The 19,777-nt window shown below is 65.2% G+C and carries 20 protein-coding genes; 11 read left to right on the plus strand and 9 right to left on the minus strand.

From position 1 onward, the window contains the following. Positions 1–3 precede the first annotated feature (3 nt). Positions 4–1,662, minus strand: a complete 1,659-nt coding sequence (locus A3AS_RS0127835) for an FAD-binding dehydrogenase (protein WP_018320816.1) — start codon at positions 1,660–1,662, stop codon at positions 4–6. A gap of 280 nt (positions 1,663–1,942) precedes the next feature. Between A3AS_RS0127835 and A3AS_RS0127840 the strand changes: the two genes are divergently transcribed. The 5 genes from A3AS_RS0127840 (at position 1,943) to A3AS_RS0127860 (ending at position 6,515) form a co-directional block, all read left to right on the plus strand. After that, positions 1,943–2,413, plus strand: a complete 471-nt coding sequence (locus A3AS_RS0127840) for a hypothetical protein (RefSeq protein ID WP_018320817.1) — start codon at positions 1,943–1,945, stop codon at positions 2,411–2,413. Between the two features lie 267 nt (positions 2,414–2,680). Then, positions 2,681–2,875 carry a hypothetical protein gene (locus A3AS_RS0127845; RefSeq protein WP_026202427.1) on the plus strand — a complete coding sequence of 65 codons (195 nt, stop codon included), beginning with the start codon at positions 2,681–2,683 and terminating at the stop codon, positions 2,873–2,875. Positions 2,876–2,899: 24 nt separating this feature from the next. Then, a complete protein-coding gene (locus tag A3AS_RS0127850) occupies positions 2,900–3,490 on the plus strand; it encodes an SCO family protein (protein WP_018320819.1) in 591 nt (196 codons plus the stop codon). A 262-nt stretch (positions 3,491–3,752) separates the two neighbouring features. Beyond that, on the plus strand, positions 3,753–4,688 hold the full coding sequence (locus A3AS_RS0127855; protein ID WP_026202428.1) for a transporter substrate-binding domain-containing protein: 936 nt from the start codon (positions 3,753–3,755) through the stop codon (positions 4,686–4,688). Positions 4,689–4,871: 183 nt separating this feature from the next. Continuing rightward, positions 4,872–6,515 (plus strand): lysine--tRNA ligase, encoded by a 1,644-nt coding sequence (locus tag A3AS_RS0127860; protein ID WP_018320821.1) that lies wholly within the window; start codon positions 4,872–4,874, stop codon positions 6,513–6,515. Positions 6,516–6,626: 111 nt separating this feature from the next. Here A3AS_RS0127860 and A3AS_RS0127865 read toward each other — a convergent pair whose 3' ends face one another. Beyond that, positions 6,627–7,379 (minus strand): carbonic anhydrase, encoded by a 753-nt coding sequence (locus A3AS_RS0127865; RefSeq protein ID WP_018320822.1) that lies wholly within the window; start codon positions 7,377–7,379, stop codon positions 6,627–6,629. 107 nt (positions 7,380–7,486) lie between these two features. After that, a complete protein-coding gene (locus A3AS_RS43880; RefSeq protein WP_018320823.1) occupies positions 7,487–8,098 on the minus strand; it encodes a TetR/AcrR family transcriptional regulator in 612 nt (203 codons plus the stop codon). A 100-nt stretch (positions 8,099–8,198) separates the two neighbouring features. Here A3AS_RS43880 and A3AS_RS0127875 point away from each other — a divergent pair, with 100 nt between their 5' ends. Both A3AS_RS0127875 and A3AS_RS0127880 read left to right on the plus strand, forming a co-directional pair. After that, complete coding sequence (locus A3AS_RS0127875; RefSeq protein WP_018320824.1) at positions 8,199–8,657, plus strand: ester cyclase; 459 nt, start codon at positions 8,199–8,201, stop codon at positions 8,655–8,657. A gap of 29 nt (positions 8,658–8,686) precedes the next feature. Next, positions 8,687–9,178, plus strand: a complete 492-nt coding sequence (locus tag A3AS_RS0127880; RefSeq protein ID WP_018320825.1) for a DUF3237 domain-containing protein — start codon at positions 8,687–8,689, stop codon at positions 9,176–9,178. A gap of 51 nt (positions 9,179–9,229) precedes the next feature. Here the strand turns inward: A3AS_RS0127880 and A3AS_RS0127885 are convergent, their stop codons facing one another. After that, positions 9,230–9,880, minus strand: coding sequence for a helix-turn-helix transcriptional regulator (locus tag A3AS_RS0127885; protein WP_018320826.1), 651 nt, complete (start codon positions 9,878–9,880; stop codon positions 9,230–9,232). Between the two features lie 319 nt (positions 9,881–10,199). Between A3AS_RS0127885 and A3AS_RS0127890 the strand changes: the two genes are divergently transcribed. Together A3AS_RS0127890 and A3AS_RS0127895 are read left to right on the plus strand one after the other, a co-directional pair. Further along, complete coding sequence (locus A3AS_RS0127890) at positions 10,200–10,544, plus strand: DUF952 domain-containing protein (protein WP_018320827.1); 345 nt, start codon at positions 10,200–10,202, stop codon at positions 10,542–10,544. Beyond that, a complete protein-coding gene (locus A3AS_RS0127895) occupies positions 10,541–11,638 on the plus strand; it encodes a quinone-dependent dihydroorotate dehydrogenase (RefSeq protein ID WP_018320828.1) in 1,098 nt (365 codons plus the stop codon). Before A3AS_RS0127890 ends, A3AS_RS0127895 begins: the two co-directional genes overlap by 4 nt. A gap of 47 nt (positions 11,639–11,685) precedes the next feature. Here A3AS_RS0127895 and A3AS_RS0127900 read toward each other — a convergent pair whose 3' ends face one another. The 5 genes from A3AS_RS0127900 to A3AS_RS0127920 all read right to left on the minus strand — a co-directional run bounded on the left by A3AS_RS0127900 (position 11,686) and on the right by A3AS_RS0127920 (position 17,291). Beyond that, positions 11,686–13,011, minus strand: a complete 1,326-nt coding sequence (locus tag A3AS_RS0127900; protein WP_018320829.1) for an MATE family efflux transporter — start codon at positions 13,009–13,011, stop codon at positions 11,686–11,688. A gap of 3 nt (positions 13,012–13,014) precedes the next feature. After that, complete coding sequence (locus A3AS_RS0127905; RefSeq protein ID WP_018320830.1) at positions 13,015–13,749, minus strand: MBL fold metallo-hydrolase; 735 nt, start codon at positions 13,747–13,749, stop codon at positions 13,015–13,017. A 21-nt stretch (positions 13,750–13,770) separates the two neighbouring features. Continuing rightward, positions 13,771–14,076 (minus strand): DUF6460 domain-containing protein, encoded by a 306-nt coding sequence (locus tag A3AS_RS0127910; protein ID WP_018320831.1) that lies wholly within the window; start codon positions 14,074–14,076, stop codon positions 13,771–13,773. Between the two features lie 306 nt (positions 14,077–14,382). After that, entirely contained in the window at positions 14,383–16,257 is a 1,875-nt protein-coding gene (locus A3AS_RS0127915) for an ATP-dependent DNA ligase (protein WP_018320832.1), read from the minus strand. Continuing rightward, a complete protein-coding gene (locus A3AS_RS0127920) occupies positions 16,254–17,291 on the minus strand; it encodes a ligase-associated DNA damage response exonuclease (RefSeq protein WP_049815012.1) in 1,038 nt (345 codons plus the stop codon). Before A3AS_RS0127920 ends, A3AS_RS0127915 begins: the two co-directional genes overlap by 4 nt. A 131-nt stretch (positions 17,292–17,422) precedes the next feature. Here A3AS_RS0127920 and A3AS_RS0127925 point away from each other — a divergent pair, with 131 nt between their 5' ends. Then, positions 17,423–18,349, plus strand: coding sequence for a class I SAM-dependent methyltransferase (locus A3AS_RS0127925; RefSeq protein WP_018320834.1), 927 nt, complete (start codon positions 17,423–17,425; stop codon positions 18,347–18,349). A gap of 115 nt (positions 18,350–18,464) precedes the next feature. After that, positions 18,465–19,694: an ABC transporter substrate-binding protein gene (locus tag A3AS_RS0127930; protein ID WP_026202429.1), complete on the plus strand. Its 1,230-nt coding sequence runs from the start codon at positions 18,465–18,467 to the stop codon at positions 19,692–19,694. Positions 19,695–19,777 lie beyond the last annotated feature (83 nt).

The raw sequence follows: 19,777 nt of genomic DNA on the forward strand, positions 1-19,777 counted from the left end.
GACCTACCCCACCGCTTTCGCCGCGGCCCGGCCGGCATTGCGGCCCGAGAACAGGCAGCCGCCGAGGAAGGTGCCTTCCAGCGAGCGATAACCATGCACGCCGCCGCCGCCGAAGCCGGCGGCCTCGCCGACCGCATAGAGGCCGGGAATGACGGCGCCCTCGCCGCCGAACACACGCGAGTCGAGATCGGTCTCGAAGCCGCCCAGCGTCTTGCGGGTGAGGATGTTGAGCTTGACCGCGATCAGCGGCCCTTGCGCGGGATCCAGGATCCTGTGCGGGGAGGCGGTGCGGATCAGCCTGTCGCCGATATAGCGGCGCGCATTGTGGATGTTCATCACCTGCGCGTCCTTGACGTAAGCGTTGGCGATCTCGCGGTCGCGCGCCTCGATCTGCATCCTGATGTGCTCGAGCTTGAGAAGGTCGCTGCCGGCAAGCTTGTTCATCTCCGCAACAAGGTCCTCGATCTTGTCGCGCACGATGAAGTCGACACCATGGCTTTTGAATGCTTCGACCGGCGCGGGGGCCCCCTTGTTGGTGGCGCGGCGCAAGGTCATGCGCCAGCTCTTGCCGGTGAGGTCGGGATTCTGCTCCGAGCCCGACAGCGCAAACTCCTTCTTGATGATGCTCTGGGTCAGGATGAACCAGGAATAATCATAGCCGGTCGACATGATGTATTTGAGCTGGCCGAGCGTGTCGGAGCCCGGGAACAGCGGCGCCGGCAGCCGCGTGCCTGTGGCGTCGAACCACATTGAGGACGGGCCGGGCAGGATGCGGATGCCGTGGCGCGGCCAGATGGGATTCCAGTTCTGGATACCCTCGACATAATGCCACATGCGGTCGCGATTGATCAGCCGCGCGCCTGATTTCTCGGTGATACCGATCATGCGGCCGTCGACATGTTCGGGCACGCCGGAGATCATGAACTTCGGGGGATCACCGAGCCGCTTCGGCCAGTTCTGCCGCACCAGCTCGTGATTGCCGCCGATGCCGCCGGACGCCACGATCACGGCCTGCGCCTTCAGCGCAAACTCGCCGACGACGTTGCGCGAGGAGCTCTTGCCGCGCTCGACGTTGTCAGGCGCGAGGACGGCGCCGCTGACGCCATCCACGGTGCCGTTGGTGATCGAGAGCGCATCGACGCGGTGGCGGAACCTGAAGCTCAGCCGGCCGCTTTTCATCGCCTCGCGCGCACGGCGCTCGAACGGCTCGACGAGCCCGGGCCCGGTGCCCCAGGTGACGTGAAAGCGCGGCACCGAATTGCCGTGGCCCATCGCGTCATAGCCGCCGCGTTCGGCCCAGCCGACCACCGGGAAGATGCGATGGCCCATCGCCCGCAGCCAGGCGCGCTTCTCGCCGGCGGCGAATGCCACATAGGCCTCGGCCCATTGCCGTGGCCAGAAGTCCTCGTCGCGGTCGAAGCCGGCGGCCCCGATCCAGTCCTGCATGGCCAGGTCGAAGGAATCCTTGATGCCGAGCCGGCGCTGCTCCGGCGAATCGACCAGGAACAATCCGCCGAACGACCAGAACGCCTGGCCGCCGATCGACTGCTCGCCTTCCTGGTCGACCACGATCACGCGCTTGCCCGCATCCGCGATCTCGGTTGCGGCAACCAGTCCCGATAGGCCCGCGCCGACAACGATGACGTCAGTCTCTTCAGCCATGTGTTTCCCCCTCCATGATTCCCCCGCCACAGGTTCCTCCCTGTAGTCGCCCGGATTGAAGCCAGCGGTTGTAACTGAGATCAAGGGTGTGGCGCATAAGACATCATTAACTTGTTCCACTTTGGGGATAGAGACCCATCGGGTGCAGCGCGGACGCAACACTGGATTTGAATTTGTTTTGAGCGAGCCGGCCTGCCTAGACAAAACCGCGGTTACGACAGACGCTAGTCGCGCATCACCACCGAACACGCAGATTCGAATTCGACTGGGGCGGGGGACAATGAAGTTTCTGACGGGGTTGCTTGCGGCGGTTCTCCTGATCGCTTGCATGGGGGCTTCTCACGCGGTGGTTCGGATCGCGGATGACCGCGGTGGCCGGATCGGAACCTATGTCGACAAATACCAGGACCTGCGGCAGTCAGGTGACACCGTCATCATCGACGGCCTCTGCGCCTCGGCCTGCACCATCGTCCTCGGCGCCATCCCGCACGACCGCATCTGCGTGACCTCGCACGCGACGCTCGGCTTCCACGCCGCGTGGGATTTCGGCACCAACGGCCGCGCCGTCACCAACGCCGAAGCCACCCAGATGCTCTACGCGATGTATCCGTCGCAGGTGAAACGCTGGATCACCCAGCGCGGCGGCCTCACCCCGCACATGCTGTTCCTGAAGGGCAAGCAGCTCCAGGCCATGTACAAGCCCTGCTACCTGGATGCGCAAGCCTCGGCCAACAAGCCGTCGTCGCGGTAGGCGCACACTCGTCACTCCTAGCACTGCTCATGGCCGGGCTTGTCCCGGCCATCGACGTTTTTGGGCTCGGTGAAAAGCGCGTGGATGCCCGGCCCTTCGCCGCGCCGAAGCGGCTTCGGCCGCGCAGGCGGGACAAGCCGGGCATGACGAGAATGGGACGTACTTCCGCACCCCGTGATCCCCCTCCCGGCCGCCGCGCTTGCCCGGCCACGCCCCAGCGCCTATTTGAAAGGCAGGGAAACCCCGACCTTCGCCCCGATCGTTGTCATGGCTCAACCGCTGCACCCCTCGCATCCGCTACAGGACAATTCGCCCACTGCCGGCCGCACGCCGTTCGTGCTGCTGTTGGCGGGCGCGGGGCTCGGCGGATTGCTCGTGCTCGGCGCGCTGGCGCTGTGGTTCCACTACGGCACGCAGATGTTCTTCGAAATGATCAGGACCGGTTTCGCCGCCTGCTTCTGATCCGCCACAGGAAGTTTTTCGCTCATGAGTTCCGCCGCCCGTCCGCTGGTGATTGCGACCGCCTTCGCCGCAAGCCTCGTTGTCGGCCTCCTGATCATGTTCTGGGCCATGGGCGGGGTCAGCAAGGTGGCGCAGCCGGCCGCGATCGGCGGCCCGTTCCAGCTGACCGACCAGAACGGCAAGGCCGTCACCGACAAGAGCCTGAAGGGCAAGCCGACCCTGATCTTCTTCGGCTACACCCATTGCCCAGATGTCTGCCCGACCTCGCTGTTCGAGATCTCGGAGGTGCTGCGCGCGATGGGCAAGGACGCCGACAAGGTCAATGCCGTCTTCATCTCGGTCGATCCCGAGCGCGATACGCCGGCGACCATGAAGGAGTATCTGTCGAGCTTCGATCCGCACCTCGAGGGCCTCAGCGGCGATCCCGCCGAGACCGCCAAGGTCATCACCTCCTACCGGGTCTACGCCAAGAAGGTCCCGACCAAGGACGGCGACTACACCATGGACCACACCGCGCTGATCTATCTGATGGACCGCGACGGCCGCTTCGTCTCCCCGTTCAATTTGAAGCGCACGCCGGACGAGGCGGCGGCGGATTTGAAGAAGTACCTCTGAGAAGAGCGCCAGGATCGAGTGGCATTCTCGGTGCAACTTCTCCCGCTTGCGGGGGGAGGTCGGCGCGCACAGCGCGCCGGGTGGGGCTCTCTCCACATTGGGGCTCGCCCGCGGAGATACCCCCGCCCCGGCCCTCCCCCGGGAGCGACCCGGGAGCGGGAGAGGGAGCGCACCTCGACTTGGCCGCATTCCATGCTCGCGTTCCCGTCGGGATGGTCTATAACGCCCTCCGATCCCAATGAAATTCGTTCATTTCCGGCCGATGGCTCCATCGCAACAGGCGAAATCGTCCAAATCTGCCCGTGGCTTGCTGGCGGGGCTAGCCGTCGGCGCCTGCCTGCTCATCGGCTTGCCCGACGTCCAGGCCCAGGCGCCCGCCAAGCGGCCCCCGGCGGCGCCTCAGGCCACGCCGCAGGTCGCGCCCCAGGCCGCCCCGCAGGCCGTGCCCGGGTTCTGGGACCCGCGGCGGCGACCGGAGCGGCCGGACCTGTCGCGCCTGACCGTGATCCGCTTCCTGACCGAGACCGACTATCCGCCGTTCAATTTCACCGGCGCCGACGGCAACCTGGCCGGCTTCAACGTCGATCTGGCCCGCGCGCTGTGCGAGGAGATCAAGGTCACCTGCACCGTGCAGATGCGGCGCTTCGAGACGCTGGTCGACGCGCTCTCCTCCAACCGCGGCGATGCCATCATCGCCTCTATGGCGGTCAGCCCGCAGCTGCGCGCCCGCGTCGACTTCACCGACCCCTATTACCGCGTGCCGGCGCGCTTCGCCTCGCGCAAGGAGGCGGTGATGCCGGAGATCTGCCCCGAATATCTCGAGGGCAAGAAGGTCGGTGTCATCGCCGGCTCCGCGCACGAGGCCTATCTCAAGGCGATGTTCACCGACGCCGAGCTGCACGCGTATCCCAACGACGACGCGATGCGCGCCGCCCTTCGCAAGGGTGAGGTCGATTTCATCTTCGGCGACGCCATCTCGCTGGCGTTCTGGATCAACGGCACCGATTCCGGCGATTGCTGCGCCTTCTCCGGCGGCCCCTTCGTCGAGAGCCGTTTCTTCGGCGAAGGCATCGGCATCGCCGTGCGCAAGGGCAACGACGTGCTGCGCCAGGCCCTGAACTGGGCCCTGTTCCGCGTCTGGGAAAAGGGCCGCTACACCGATCTGTGGCTGCGGTATTTCTCGGTGAGCCCGTTTTAGCCCTGCGCCCGCGACGAGCAAACTGCCGTTGGGCGGGCAAAGGCGCGTCAGCGCCGTGTCCCACGTCTTTGAGGTGGTGGGCACGCTTCGCTTTGCCCACCCTACGATCCCCGCGATAGTTGCTCCGCAACTTTTGCATTCTGCCCGGAAATCGCTATTTTCCGCGGCCCGGAGGCCCCCTTGATGTCCGTTATCGATCCCAACATGAGCCCGAGCGATTTGCGCGCGCTCGCCGAACAATCCAACGCCTGGCCGTTCGAACAGGCGAAGGCCATTGTCGCGCGGCTGAAGAAAAGCCCGAAGGACGAGGTGCTGTTCGAGACCGGCTACGGACCGTCAGGCCTGCCGCATATCGGCACGTTCGGCGAGGTCGCGCGCACCTCGATGGTGCGCCATGCCTTCCGCGTGCTGACCGAGGACAAGGTCAAGACGCGCCTGCTCGCATTCTCCGACGACATGGACGGGTTTCGGAAGGTGCCGGACAACGTTCCCAACAAGGAGATGCTGGCCGCGCATCTCGGCAAGCCGCTGACGCGGGTGCCGGATCCGTTCTCCAACGAGTACCCCTCGTTCGGTGCGCACAACAACGCGCGCCTGCGCGCGTTTCTGGATCATTTCGGCTTCGACTACGAGTTCGCGAGCTCGACCGACTATTATACGTCCGGCCGCTTCGACGCGACGCTGCTCAAGATGTTGGCTGCCTACGACAAGGTGATGGCGATCATCCTGCCGACGCTGGGACCCGATCGCCGCGCGACCTATTCGCCGTTCCTGCCGATCAGCAAGACCAATGGTGTCGTGCTGCAAGTTCCGATGATCCGCCGCGACGTCGCGGCCGGCACCGTGACCTATGTCGACCCCGACACGAACCAGGAAGTGGAGACGCCCGTCACCGGCGGCAACGTCAAGTGTCAGTGGAAGGCCGATTGGGCGATGCGCTGGGTCGCGCTCGGCGTCGATTACGAGATGGCCGGCAAGGATTTGATCGATTCGGTGAAGCTCTCGGGCGCGATCGCCAGGGCGCTCGGCGGCACGCCGCCCGAAGGTTTCAACTACGAGCTCTTCCTCGACGAGCAGGGCCAGAAGATCTCGAAGTCGAAGGGCAACGGCCTCACCATCGACGAGTGGCTGCGCTACGCCTCGCCGGAATCGCTGTCGCTGTTCATGTATCGCGAGCCCAAGGCGGCCAAGCGGCTGTATTTCGACGTCATCCCGCGCAACGTCGACGATTATCAGCAGTTCATCGACGGCTTCGCCAGGCAGGATGGCAAGCAGCAGCTCGGCAATCCGGTCTGGCACATCCACAACGGCAAGCCGCCGCAGGGCGACATGCCCGTCACCTTCCAGCTCCTGCTGACGCTGGTGTCGTCGTCGAACGCGGAGAATGCCGAGACGCTTTGGGGTTTCATCGGCCGTTATCGTCCGGGCGTCTCGCCGCAGACGCATCCCAAGCTCGATGCGATGGTCGGCTACGCCATCAATTACTACCGCGACTTCGTCGCGCCGACGAAGCAGTTCCGCGTGCCCTCGGACACCGAGCGCAGCGCGCTGCAGGATTTGCGCGATGCGCTGTCACAGCTTGCGCAGGACGCATCTGCCGAGGACATCCAGAACGTCGTCTACGAGATCGGCCGCCGCGAGCCGTTCCTCGATCAGGTCAAGAAGGGCAAGGACGGCCGTCCCGGCGTCACGCTGGACTGGTTCAACATGCTCTATCAGGTCCTGCTCGGCCAGGAGAAGGGCCCGCGCTTCGGCTCCTTCGTCGCGGTGTACGGGGTGCAGAACGCGGTCAACATGATCGACGGCGCGCTGGCGCGGAGCGCGTGAGGCAAGAGGTAGCCCGGATGGAGCGAAGCGCAATCCGGGGTTCTCGCAAATTGCACGCCTGGTCCCGGATTACGCTGCGCTCCATCCGGGCTACGGACCGTTTGCTTCAGCTCAAATCGATTTCAGCACGTAGCGCCGGTTGTCCTTCTGCACCGGGCGCGCGTTCATCGGATAGAGTTTTGCGAACGCGGCGACGTCAGCGGCGGACACCTGAATCGGCGTGGTCAGCAGCAGCCATTCGACCACTTCCGAACAGGGCGGAGTCGTCAGCGAGCCGGGATAGCGGAAGTAGCTCAGCTTTTGCGGCAGCATGGCGTGCGGATCGATGCTCGCATCCGCCTTCACCGCCGGGCCTTCCGCCGCCGGCATGGTCTTGACGATCTTGCCGAACGCCGGGTTCGGCCTGCCCTCGGCCATCAGCACGCCGACCACGGCGAGGCCGCCGGCTTCGTTGCGATGGACAAAATGCGCCTCCATCGGAAAATTCTTGCCGCCGATCATGTGCTCGCTCGGCCGGTGGAAGTGCACCTGAAGCAGCTTGTACTTGACGTCGCCGAGCATCAACGTGCTGCCCTCGGCGAAGTTGAGCTGGATCGTGTGTCCGTTGTTGACGATGGTGTCGGCGCTCTTGCCCCAGTTCAGCTTCAGAACCGGCAATTGCGACTTGATCGTCCCCTCGATGTCGATCGGCGACTGCTGCAGGCCGACCGCGCAGGCCTTGTTGGCCGCATCGAGATCGCCCCATTTGGCCGGACCGCCGACGCCCTCATAGCTCCAATGCGCGCCTTCGGCTGCGAAGGCCGGCTTGCAGAGCGGACAAAGCGCAAGACCCGCGAGAGCCTTCAATGCGTGACGGCGATTCATCGTATTCCCCCAGAGATGAATTTGACTGGCAATATCGGCCGCAACCTATGCGAGAGCGGCGGTGAGTCGCAATGGCGATGCAAGAGTGACGCGAGCCGGAAGCGGATTCAGACCTTCTGGCGAAAGGTCTCCAGCACGGCCGCGACGATCTTCTGCCCGTTTCTGCGCAGCTTCCTGGAATCCTCGGCGTGGGGCAGCAGCAGTCCGATCTTGCAGATCATGGCGTCGATCATCCGGCTGAGCAGATCGACATCGTCCGCGTGCAACTCCCCATCGCGCTTCAGCGCCCGCAGCGTCGCGATCAGGAGCGCGGTCGGATAGGTCTCCTCGATCTCGCGATAGCGCGGCTCGCCGAGCACGGCCTGCGCTTCCTGGATGACGATGCGCGCGTAGTCCGGCTCTTCGCAGGCGTCGAGATAGGCGTCGATGCCGGCGCTGAGACGATCCCAGATCTTGCGCTCATTGCGCGCCGCGATCTCGATTCTGCCGGCCGCCTCGCGCTGCATGGCGACGACGACGGCGTCGAACAGCGCCTTCTTGTCCTCGAAGTGATGGTAGAACGCGCCGCGCGTGACCCGCGCCGCCCGCGAGATCGCCTCCATGCCGGCCGCCTGAAATCCGTGGGCCGCAAACGCATCGCGGCCGGCATCGAGCAGCGCCTGCCGTGTGGCCTCGCTGTACTCTTCCCGACGACTTCTCGGAGGATCCTTCGCCCGCATCGCGCGCAACCTAACGCTTGACGCGTCGGTAACAAACTGCATATAACATACATGGTGTATGTATTAGACATATAAAATGTCAAAAGCTGGCGAGGTAGCCGTGGACGGCAAACGCATGTTCGAGCTGGCGGAAGGGCTGGCGATCGCGAAGAGCCGGCAGGATGTCGCTGCGGCGCTGGAGATTCTGCATCCGGACATGGTGCTGGAGACGCCGGCTTTCGGCACCAGGGCGCAGGGTCTCGCCGAAAACGAGCGCATCCTGACAAGCTTCTTCAAGTCATTCCCGGACTATCACGTCACCCTCGACGGCCACGCCAATTCCGCCGACACGCTGGTCTGCTGGGGCACCGCGCGGATGACGATGACGGGGGATCGCTTCGGGGCCGTGCCGAACGGCCGTCGCGCCGAGCTGCCGGTGTTCATCGCCTTCGCCTTTCGCGACGACAAGATCGCGTATGAGCGCTTCGTCTTCGATCTCTCCGAACTCTGCGCCCAATCCGGCGTCTCGACCGACGCGGTCAGGCGCAAGCTGTTCGGCGAAGCGACGCAGGCGGCGTAACTCCATCCACGCAACAGGAGCGTCAGACCATGGCCGATCCCCGCATCAAGCCCGTCGGCGACCTCGCGACCAGACTTCTCTTCGACATCGTTGTCGACCTCGATCCGCGCCTTAATTTCGGCGCCGGGCCGGTCGGGCAGCGCGTGCTGTTCGGGGCGGCCAAGGGCTCGTTCGAAGGCCCGCGCCTGCGCGGCGAGGTGCTGCCGGGCGGCGGCGACTGGGCCTTATTCCGCGCCGACGGCACCATGACGCTCGATGTGCGCCTGTCGCTGCGGACGCATGATGGCGAGCTGATCTACATGACCTATGGCGGCCGCTGGGTGACGCCGCAGGCTTTGCGCGCCGAGATGGCGGATCCCGCGCGACGCACCAAGGTCGATCCCGCCGGATATTACTTCCGCACCAATCCGCTGTTCGAGACCGGCTCGCAGACCTACGCCTGGCTCAATGACATCGTCTGTGTCGGCAAGGGTTATCTCGTCGAGGGCGCCGTAGCCTACAAGGTCTTCGAGGTGCTGTGAGAGCTTCCGTGGATCCGTTGAGTACGTTGCACGTGAGCAGTGCCCTCGCCTTCACTGGCTCGCCCACATGATGCGCGCCATCCACGCCACATCGCTCGCCGCCATGGTGCGCCCGGCCTGCGACGCATCGAGCGATTGAAGCTCCAGCGCCTTCGCGGTGCGGCGCCCCAGCGTCGCGACCATCACCTCGCCCGCCCTGGTCTTCACTACCACGCGATCGCCTTTGCGGATCGGTGCGCCGGGTGAGACCAGGATGAGGTCGCCGTCGCGATAGGCGGGTAGCAGCGCATCGCCGGAAATCTCCAGCGCAAAGGTGTGGCTGTCCTCGGTGGGAAGCGCGATTTCGGTCCAGCCCTTGCCGGATGGAAAGCCGGCCTCATCGAAAGCGCCGCTCGCGCCGGCCAGCGCGAAGCCGAGCAGCGGTACCGAGCGGCCGTCGCCGGCGTCATCGTCGATCAGCCGCGCAAAGCTCTCGATCGAGGACTCGGCCGCGGCCAGCGCCTTTGCGATCGATTCGGTCGAGGGCCAGCGCTCGCGGCCGTCGGAGGTGACGCGCTTGGACCTGTTGAAGGTGGTGGGATCGAGCCCGGCGCGCTTGGCAAGACCGGACGGCGACAGACCGGCGCGCGCCGCCAACCGATCCAGGGCGACCCAGATCTGGTCGTGCGTCAGTATCCTCTGCGCTTTGGCCTGCCTGACCATGCAAGGTCCAGCCCGTCGCAACTCAGGAAAACTATCCTCAAATCAACCGGTTTTCCGTTTTTCGCGCAAGAGGCGGCGCGGCAGCCGCCCTCAAGCGAAATGGATACCGGCTGGCCCCAGGAAAACGCCGCAAGAAAACGCACCAAAACAGGAATTTAGAGACCCGTTCCGATTTCATCGGAGCGGAATAGGCTCTAAGCCTTGAGTTCGGAAGGGGCGGCCTTTACGGTCGCGCCCGGGTTTCGGGGACCCGCACGCGGCGAAAAAACCCAAGAAACTCAAAGAGCTGACTCAAAGAACAAACAGGGCTGCGCAAGCGGTGGTCAAGATCTACAAAATCTGTCCGGCCTCGGCCTGGCGTGAGGCGGAACGGCAGGGTGTCTACCGGGGCAGCGCGGACGATGCGCGCGACGGCTTCATCCATTTCTCCACCGCTGCCCAGGTTCCCGAGACCTTGCGCAAGCACTATGTCGGACAGCGCGCGCTGTTCCTGGTCGAGGTCGACGGCGACGCGCTCGGCAGCGAATTGCGCTGGGAGCGCTCGCGCAATGACGAGCTGTTTCCACATCTCTATGGCGAGCTCGACCTCGGCGCGGTGCTGTCGGTGATGAACCTCAACATCCGCTCGGACGGCGGCCACGACACTCCGGAGCTGCTGCCGTGATCCGCGCTTTCGACGCCTTTTCGCTGCCGGTGCTGCGCTGGCTCGATCCGGAAGACGCCCATCGCCTCGCGATCCAAGGATTGCGCTTCCTGCCGCCGGTCAAGCCGCGCGCTGACGATCCCAAGCTTGCGATGCGCGCCTTCGGGCTCAACTTTCCCAATCCGATCGGCATGGCCGCGGGCTTCGACAAGAGCGCCGAGGTGCCGGACGCGTTGCTGCGGCTCGGCTTCGGCTTCGTCGAGATCGGCTCGGTGACGCCAAGGCCGCAGAGCGGCAATCCGCGGCCGCGGTTGTTTCGTTTGGAGCGCGACGAGGCCGTCATCAACCGCATGGGGTTCAACAATGACGGCGCCGACGTCGCCTTGCGCCGGCTCGCCGCGCGCGCGCAGCATGGCGGCATCGTCGGCGTCAATGTCGGCGCCAACAAGGATTCGCCGGACCGCGTCGCCGATTACGTCAAGCTGATCGAGACCTTTGCGCCGGTCGCGAGCTATTTCACCGTCAACGTCTCCTCGCCGAACACGCCGGGCCTGCGCAATTTGCAGGAAGGCGCCCTGCTCGACGATCTCCTCGCCCGGGTGATCGACGCCCGCGAGCGTGTGCGCCAGAAAGCCGGCGACACGCCGGTGCTGCTCAAGATCGCCCCGGACCTCAGCCTCGCCCAGCTCGACGATGTCGTGCAGGTCGCGCGTTCGCGCCGGGTCGACGGCATGATCGTGTCGAACACGACGATTGCGCGGCCGAGCACGCTGCGCGAGGAGATGCGCGCCAAGGAGCAAGGCGGCCTCTCCGGCCGGCCGCTGTTCCGCCTGTCGACGCGCATGGTCGCGGAGACCTATGTGCGCGTCGAAGGCGCGTTCCCGCTGATCGGCGTCGGCGGCGTGGATTCGGGCGGTGCCGCGCTGACCAAGATCCGTGCCGGTGCGAGCCTGATCCAGCTCTATTCGTCGCTGATCTACAAGGGCCTCGGCCTCGTCGACGAGATCAAGCGCGACCTCACCTCGACGCTGCTCCGCACCGGCCGGGATTCGCTGTCCGAGATCGTCGGCGCCGATGCCGCGACGCTCACGGCGGAAGATTGGCCGGGGATGTAAGGCGATCTCGTGCCCCGAACGCAGTCATCGTCCGGGCTACGGTTCTTCTACGATATCGAAAACGTCGTCCGGAACTGCGCCGGATAGCGTGCGGCCTGCAAGCCGCCGCGCGAGAGGTAGGAGGCCATCAGCGCCGACCACAATCCGGCATTGCCGAGCGATTGCAGCGCCCACCAGGCGGCGAGGAAGATCAGCAGCGAAGCCAGCATCAGATTGCGCATCTCGCGCGCCCAGGTCGCGCCGATATAGATGCCGTCGAAGCCGAAGGCGAACACGCCGGGGATGGGCACGAGCACGACGAACGGCAGGAATTCGCGCGCGGCACGGCGGACGTCGTCACTCGCCGTCATGAAATCGATCAAGGCGGGCCCGAACAGCGCGAACAGTCCCGACACCACCAGCGCGAAGCCGAGCCCCCATAGCAGCACCAGCCGGGTCGAATCCGCAAAGCCCTTTGCATCGCGCGCGCCAACGGCGCGGCCGCACAGCTGCTGCGCTGCGTTGGCGAGACCGTCGAGGAAGAAAGCGCTGACCAGCAGGAAATTGTTGAGCACGGAGTTGGCGGCCAGCGTAACGTCGCCGGCCTGCGCGCCCTTGGCGGTAAAGAACAGGAATACGGCGATCAGCGCCGCGGTGCGGATCAGGATGTCGGTGTTCACCGCCAGCATCCGCAACAGCTTGTCGCGGTCGAGCAGGGTCGCGTACGGCACGGCAAAGCCGCCATCGGCATAATGGCGGCAGACGATCACGCCGAGGGCGAACCCGACCGCTTCCGACAACAGCGCGGCGATCGCGGCACCGGCGATGCCGGTGTCGTAGATCAGCACCAGCAGGATCGTCGCCGCCATGTTGACGAGGTTGATGACGACCTGAAGCATCAAGGCCGAATTGGCACGCGCCTGGCCGATCAGCCAGCCGAGGATGACGTAATTGGCGAGCGCGAACGGCGACGACCAGATCCGGATCTTGAAGTAGGTCTTCGCGGCCTGCGTCACACCCTCGCTGCCGCCCATGAGATCGAACAGCAATGCGGCCAGCGGCAGTTGCAGCACGATCAGCGCGGCGCCGATCAGGCCGGCAACGATGAAGCCGCGCGCCAGGATCGCGGTCGGCTCGCGCGTGTCGCCCGCGCCCAGCGATTGCGCGGTGAAGGCGAGCGTGCTCATCCGCAGGAAGCCGAACAGCCAGAACAGGCAGTCGAAGATCACCGAGGCCATCGCGACGCCGCCAAGCAGCGCGGCATCGTCGAGGCGGCCGATCGCCGTGGTCGAGACAATGCCGATCAGTGGCGTGGTCAGGTTCGCGACCATCGCCGGCCCGGCGATGGCGAACACTTCACGTGTGCCGACTTTGGGATGGACGGGCGCGTGCATGGTTCAGAACACGACGACCATGCCGTCCTCGGCCGCCATATGGGGCAGCGTGTCGAGGCGCGACAGCATGTCGTCGCTCATATGGGTGAGGACGAGCCGCTTGGCGCCGATGTCGGGCAGATGCTGTTCCAAGGACTTCAGGCTGAGATGGTTCTTCACCACCTTCTCGTACATATAGGCTTCAGCGATGAAAAGATCCGCGCCATGCGCCAGCGGAATGAGCGTCTCCGTCCATTCGGTATCGGCGCTGTAGGCGAGCGTGCGGCCCTCGGCCTCGACGCGGTAGGCGAGGAAGGGGCCGCCGGATTCGCCGTGCACGACCGGATAGGGCGTCACCGTCACGGCACCGAAAGTCCGGCTTTGCTCGGGCGAGAGCTCGACGACGGAGAGCTCGAAGCGCTGCTTCGTCTTTGAGGAATGCTCGAACAACGCCTCCATCACCTCGCGCAGCCGCGTCTCGATGCCTTGCGGGCCCGCGATCGTCAGCGGCCGCGTCCGCCGCGAGAATTGCGCGTCGAGCAGGACAAACGGCAGCCCGGCAAAATGATCACCGTGGAAATGCGTGATCAGGATGAGATCGATGTCCTCGCACGCGATCTCGAGCCGCTTCAGCGCCGGCAGAGCCGACGCACCGCAGTCGATCAGGAAGTTGGCCTCGCGCCCCGAGACATGGAAGCAGGTATTGAGCCTGCCGCCGGAGCCGAAAGCATCGCCGCAGCCGACAAAACGCAATTGCATCGGCTGCGGACCTTCAAAATCTCACCGGCCGCGCGGCGTGCCGAACACGCGCGAGAGCAGCCAGATCGGGATCACGATGACTGCGCCGAGCAGGAAGTAGCGCCACAGCCAGTTGATGGTGTCGAAGCCGAGATCCCAGAGCCGCTGGAACAACAGGCGAATGCTGGTGAGGATGTTCCAGGGATCGAAGCCGATCGCGGCGAGCACGACGCCGACCAGGATCGAGAGCAGGACCAGGCGAAACGCGACCGCCAGCGGCGAGCCGCCGAGAAAGCGGTTCAGCCCGTCGTTGCGGCCGGCCGGCAAATCTCTGACGTCTTGGACCATCTCAAACTCCTGTAGGCGGATTCGACCCATTATAGGGCACGGCGAGGCACATGGGGAACCCGTGACGGACCGTCAATCGGGTTACGGGAGTTTAATTCGGGTAGCCTCGGTTTGGGCGCGCTGCCGGCCGCGGGCGCCAACCTCTCCCGCTTGCGGGAGAGGTCGCGCCGAAGGCGCGGGTGAGGGCTTTCTCCTCTAGGGGATTGTCCCATCGCGGAGACAGCCCTCTCCCGCTCCCTCTCCCGCAGGCGGGAGAGGGAGCGCATCTCCGCCCTGGCGACAATCGAGCGCTCTCATAAAACGCACTCATACCTCAATCTCCGCCGCCTCCGCCTTCAGCATCCTCTCCAGCGTCTCCAGCCGATCGGCCTCCCGCGGCGGCTTGTCCCAGCGCAGGCGGCTGATGCGGGGGAAGCGCATGGCGACGCCGGATTTGTGGCGCGGCGAGCGCTGCAGGCCCTCGAATGCCACCTCCAGCACCAAGCCCTTGTCGCCCTCGTGCACGACATGGCGGACGGGGCCGAACTTTTCCGTGGTGTTACGGCGGACGAAGCGGTCGATCTGCAGCAGCTCCTCGTCGGTGAAGCCGAAATAGGCCTTGCCGACCGGCACCAGCTCGTCGCCGCCCTCGCCCGCGGTCCAGACGCCGAAGGTGTAGTCGGAATAAAAGGACGAGCGCTTGCCGTGACCGCGCTGCGCATACATCAGCACGGCATCGATGATGTGCGGATCGCGCTTCCACTTCCACCATTGCCCCTTCGGCCGGCCCGGCAGATACGGCGCATCGCGCCGCTTCAGCATCACGCCCTCGACGGCGTCCGCGTCTTCGCCGGCACCGGCGCTTGCGGGATCGGCGCGTGCGGCGGTGAGCGCGTCCCAGCTTGCGAAGGCGACGGTGGGCGACAGATCGATGCGGGGATCGTCGAGCTTCTTGATGAAGGTCTCCAACCGTTCGCGCCGTTCCGCGAACGGCAGCTCGCGCAAATCGTTCTCGTCGTCGCCGAGCAGATCGTAGGCGCGAAGGTGGATCGGAAATTCCTTGATCAGCTTTGGCGAGACGACCTTGCGATTCAGCCGCTGCTGCAGGACGTTGAAGCTCTGCACACGGCCCTCGCGCAGGATCAAGAGCTCGCCGTCAATCGCGCCGGGCAGGCGCAGCGACGGCACGAGATCGGGAAAGCTCCCCGTGATGTCCTCGCCGGTGCGTGAATAGAGCCGCGCCGTGATGTGGCCGCGATCATCGCGGCCCGCCACCGCCTGCACGCGGATGCCGTCCCATTTCCACTCGGCGATGTAGTCGGCGGGATCGAGCGCGGCGAAATCGCTGTCCTCGATCGCATGCGCCAGCATCACGGGCCGGAACGGCGCGGGATCGCGGTTGACCGGCTTTTCGGCACGGCCTTCCAGCCATGCGAACAGGTCGAGATAGGGTGGCGCAAGGCCAGGCCAGATCAGCTCGACCTCATGCGGATCCTTGTCGCCGAGCGCGGCCGCCGCGGTCTTCGCCAGCCGCGCGGAGATACCAATCCGAAGCGCGCCAGTGACGAGCTTCAGCAGCGCCCAGCGGCCGGTCTCATCAAGCTCGTCGAGCCAGCGCTCGAGCTGCTTCGGCAGCTCGGTCTTGCCGAGCGTGCGCAAGGTGGTGACGACTTCGGTCAGGGTCGGCGGCGGTGGATTGTTGTGGTTGCGGGCGTGAGGGGACTCATCAGCATCTCGCCCGCGGGACACCCCTCCCTGACCGTCCCCCACAAGGGGGGAGGGAACGGAGAGGCTCGTGCGTCCCTCACTTTGGAAATCGCTGAGAGATATTGTGCTCGCTGACAACGCCGCACTGCGCTGCGCTCCCTCCCCCCTTGTGGGGGAGGGCGGGGGAGAGGGGTGGCCCGGAAAAGACTGCGAATTGTTTTGCGCCTTCGGCCACATCAGCGCCACCGTCTCCGAGAGATCGCCGACATAGTCGTAGCTCAAACCGAACAGCACCGGATCGGTGCGCGCGGCGATGAGATCGCGGATCAAGGCGGGCTTGGCGTGCTTGAAGCTGAGCGCGCCGGTGAGCGCGGCCAGCGCGTAGCCGCGGTCGGGGTCTCCAACCTCGCGGAAATAACCGGTGAGCAGCCGCAGCTTGTTGTTGCGGCCGGGCTCGTAGGCGAGACGGTCCAGGAGTTCGGCGAAGCGGTTCATGCCTCGGCCTCGTCTGTGGCCGGTGTCTCGCTCTCCTCCTCGTCGCCATAGCCGACGAGATCGAGCGGCTGCGCGCGCAGGCCCCTGCTCTGGCACCAATGCACCAGCGCATCTTCCTGGCCGTGCGTGACCCAGATCTCGCCGGCGCCGGTCGCGGCGATGGTGGCGGTGAGTCCGTCCCAGTCAGCATGATCGGAGATCACCAGCGGCAGCTCGATGCCACGCTGCCGCGCCCGGGCGCGCACGCGCATCCATCCCGAGGCAAACGCGGTGACGGGATCGGGAAACCGCCGCGTCCAGAGATCGGAGGTCGCCGAGGGCGGCGCCAGCGTGATGGTGCCGGCGAGCGCCGCCTTCTTCACGCCCTTCACTGGCCTGAGCTCGCCGAGATCGATGCCGCGGCTCTGGTAGTACTCGGTGATCTTCTCCATCGCGCCATGCAGATAGATCGGTGCGTCATAGCCGGCCTGCCGCAGCAGCGCGATCACTCGCTGCGCCTTGCCGAGCGAATAGGCCCCAACGAGATGCGCGCGCTCCGGAAACAGCGTGACCGAGGCCAGCAGCTTCTTCACCTCGTCGCTCGCATCGCCATGCCGGAATACCGGCAACCCGAACGTCGCCTCGGTGATGAAGACGTCGCAGGGCACCAGCTCGAACGGCGTGCAGGTCGGATCGGGCGCGTCCTTGTAGTCGCCGGAAGCGACGATGCAGGTGTCCTTGCAGGTCACAGCAATCTGTGCCGAACCCAGCACATGGCCGGCCGGGTGGAATTTCACGCAGACGTCGCCGAGCCGGATCTCCTCGCCATAGTTGATGACTCGCGTCGATCCGGCAAAATTCTCGCCGTAGCGCAGCCGCATCATGTCCAGCGTTTCCTGCGTCGCCAGCACCGCACCATGGCCGGCGCGGGCATGGTCGGAATGGCCGTGGGTAATCACGGCCCGCTCGACCGGGCGAACGGGGTCGATATGGAAGCCGCCGGGCTTGCAGCACAGGCCGGCAGCAACTGGCAGCAGGATGTCTTGGGGGCGCATGGTGGTCATATAGGAAGCGAGCGCCTCCAATTCACCCGTCATGCGCGGACTTGACCCGCGCCTCCATCCACTTAAACAGTTGCTTTTTTGATGGATTGCCGGCGAGCCGGCACGACGAGTGTTGGTTCCCAATGCCCCTCCGCCTGTTCCAGACCTCCGGCGATCTCATGGCCGACCGCCGCTTCGAGTTCGCGCGCGACCTCCAGCTCAAGGGCGACCTGCCCGCCGCCGCTGACCTCATAGAGCAGGCGATCGAGCTTGCGCCGAACTTCACCTCGGCCTGGTTCACGCTCGGCGAGATCCGTCAGCAGCTCGGCGAGCGCGACAAGGCGATCGAGGCTTTCCGCAAGGCGCGCGATTGCGATCCTGATGACCAGCACGGCGCCGGCCTGCATCTGATGCGGCTCGGCGACGCCGAGATGTCGGAGATGCCCAAAGCTTACGTGCAGGCGCTGTTCGATCAATACGCGCCACGCTTCGAGCATGCGCTGATCAACGATCTCGGCTACCGCGCCCCCGCGCTGATCTTCAAGGCGGTGCTGGCCGCGCGCGTCGCGGCGAAGAAGCCAGCCTTCTTCAAGCGCACCATCGATCTCGGCTGCGGCACCGGCCTCGCGGCCGCCGCCTTCGCCAAACAGGTCGACCATTTCATCGGCATTGATCTGTCGCCCGGCATGATCAAGGAGGCGCGCGCCACCAACCTCTATGCCGAGCTCGAAGTCACCGACATGATCGAAGGGTTGCAGAGCAAGGGCGATGGATGCGCGAACCTCGTCGTCGCCGCGGATGCGTTCGTCTATCTCTCCGATCTCGCGCCGGTACTGAGCGAAGCCAGGCGCGTGCTCGTAGCCGGCGGCGTGCTCGCCTTCACGCTGGAGACGCATGACGGCAGCGGCATCGTTCTCGGCGAAGGCCTGCGCTATGCCCATTCGGCGGAATATGTGCGCGGCGCCATCGCCAAGGCCGGCCTCAAGCTCCTGACACTGGAGCCGGCCTCGCCTCGGATCGAGAACAACGAGCCGGTGCGCGGCCTTGTGATCGTTGCCGAGAAAACTTGAGTTTAGGCGCTAACGCCCCGTGATTTGAGCGTCATTGCGTCGCAAAGCCGTGACTTCCCACTTGCGAGCCGTGCTGCGTTCCCAGCACAATGCGCGCATCAGGGAGAAAACAACAATGACCAAGAATCCATCGCGGCGCGATTTCAGCGCCGCCGCGCTCGCCACCATCGCCGCATCCACCTTGCCCGCGCCTTACGTCTGGGCTGCGGAGAAGAAATATGATGCGGGCGCCAGCGACACCGAGATCAAGATCGGCCAGACCGTGCCGCATTCCGGCCCCGGCTCGCTCTACGGCGTGCTCGGGCGCATCGGCGAGGCCTATTTCCAGATGCTGAACGAGAAGGGCGGCATCAACGGACGCAAGGTCAAGTTTCTCACCATGGACGATGCCTATAGCGCCCCGAAATGCGTCGAGGCGACGCGGCGCCTGGTCGAGCAGGAAGAGGTGCTCGCGCTGTACGGCTCGCTCGGCACCGCGCCGCAGACCGCCGTGCACAAATACCTGAACTCCAAGGGCGTGCCGCAACTGCTGCTCAACACCGGCGCGTCGAAGTGGAACAACCCGAAAGAGTTCAAATGGACGATGGCGGGCCTGCCACTCTATCCGACCGAGGCGCGCATCCTGGCGCGGCACGTCGTCAGCGTGAAGCCGAATGCCAAGATCGGCATCCTCTACCAGAACGACGACTTTGGTCGCGACTTCCTCGGTCCCTTCAAGAAGGTTTTGGAAGACGCCGGCGGCACCGCAAAGGTGATCATGGAGCAAACCTACGATCTCACCGAGCCGACCGTCGATTCCCAGCTGATCAATCTCTCCAAGTCGGGCGCCGACGTCTTCTACAACATCTCGACCGGCAAGGCGTCGTCGCAGTCGATCCGCAAGGTCGCCGAGCTCGGCTGGAAGCCGCTGCAGCTTCTTTCCGCCGGCTCGACCGGCCGCTCGATCCTCAATGCCGCGGGCCTCGAGAATGCCACCGGCATCGTCGCCATCCGCTACAACAAGGAGGTCGGCCTGCCCAAATGGGAGAAGGACCCCGACGTGATGGCGTTCGAGGAATTGCGCAAGAAATACACGCCGGCCATCGACCCCGACAACACCATCGCCTTCGCCGGCTATGGCCAGGCCGTGACCATGGGCGAGATCCTGCGTCGCTGCGGCGACGATCTCACCCGCGGCAACGTGCTGAAGCAAGCCTCGACGCTGGCGGGCTTCCACTCGCCCTACTTCCTCGACGGCGTCACCTACAGCTATACGCCCGGGGACTACACGCCGATGAAGACGCTCTTCATCTCCACCTTCACCGGCAAGGACTGGGACATCTCCGACAAGCCGATGTCGGAATAGGCTGAGGCGCACGCCGCGGCTTCCTCCCTTCTCCCCTTGTGGGAGAAGGTGGCGCGAAGCGCCGGATGAGGGGTTGCTTCAGC

The organism is Bradyrhizobium sp. WSM2793 (assembly GCF_000379585.1).
Taxonomy (GTDB): Bacteria; Pseudomonadota; Alphaproteobacteria; order Rhizobiales; family Xanthobacteraceae; genus Bradyrhizobium.

Bases quoted from the DNA above. Each gene is read 5' to 3' on its own strand.
- A3AS_RS0127845 (WP_026202427.1), top strand. From the start codon at position 2,681: ATGGCTCAACCGCTGCACCCCTCGCATCCGCTACAGGACAATTCGCCC.
- A3AS_RS0127920 (WP_049815012.1), bottom strand. From the start codon at position 17,291: ATGCGCCCCCAAGACATCCTGCTGCCAGTTGCTGCCGGCCTGTGCTGC.
- A3AS_RS0127865 (WP_018320822.1), bottom strand. From the start codon at position 7,379: ATGAATCGCCGTCACGCATTGAAGGCTCTCGCGGGTCTTGCGCTTTGT.
- A3AS_RS0127850 (WP_018320819.1), top strand. From the start codon at position 2,900: ATGAGTTCCGCCGCCCGTCCGCTGGTGATTGCGACCGCCTTCGCCGCA.
- A3AS_RS0127905 (WP_018320830.1), bottom strand. From the start codon at position 13,749: ATGCAATTGCGTTTTGTCGGCTGCGGCGATGCTTTCGGCTCCGGCGGC.
- A3AS_RS0127925 (WP_018320834.1), top strand. From the start codon at position 17,423: ATGCCCCTCCGCCTGTTCCAGACCTCCGGCGATCTCATGGCCGACCGC.
- A3AS_RS0127880 (WP_018320825.1), top strand. From the start codon at position 8,687: ATGGCCGATCCCCGCATCAAGCCCGTCGGCGACCTCGCGACCAGACTT.
- A3AS_RS0127910 (WP_018320831.1), bottom strand. From the start codon at position 14,076: ATGGTCCAAGACGTCAGAGATTTGCCGGCCGGCCGCAACGACGGGCTG.
- A3AS_RS0127915 (WP_018320832.1), bottom strand. From the start codon at position 16,257: ATGAACCGCTTCGCCGAACTCCTGGACCGTCTCGCCTACGAGCCCGGC.
- A3AS_RS0127860 (WP_018320821.1), top strand. From the start codon at position 4,872: ATGTCCGTTATCGATCCCAACATGAGCCCGAGCGATTTGCGCGCGCTC.
- A3AS_RS0127885 (WP_018320826.1), bottom strand. From the start codon at position 9,880: ATGGTCAGGCAGGCCAAAGCGCAGAGGATACTGACGCACGACCAGATC.
- A3AS_RS0127930 (WP_026202429.1), top strand. From the start codon at position 18,465: ATGACCAAGAATCCATCGCGGCGCGATTTCAGCGCCGCCGCGCTCGCC.
- A3AS_RS0127840 (WP_018320817.1), top strand. From the start codon at position 1,943: ATGAAGTTTCTGACGGGGTTGCTTGCGGCGGTTCTCCTGATCGCTTGC.
- A3AS_RS43880 (WP_018320823.1), bottom strand. From the start codon at position 8,098: ATGCGGGCGAAGGATCCTCCGAGAAGTCGTCGGGAAGAGTACAGCGAG.
- A3AS_RS0127835 (WP_018320816.1), bottom strand. From the start codon at position 1,662: ATGGCTGAAGAGACTGACGTCATCGTTGTCGGCGCGGGCCTATCGGGA.
- A3AS_RS0127855 (WP_026202428.1), top strand. From the start codon at position 3,753: ATGGCTCCATCGCAACAGGCGAAATCGTCCAAATCTGCCCGTGGCTTG.
- A3AS_RS0127900 (WP_018320829.1), bottom strand. From the start codon at position 13,011: ATGCACGCGCCCGTCCATCCCAAAGTCGGCACACGTGAAGTGTTCGCC.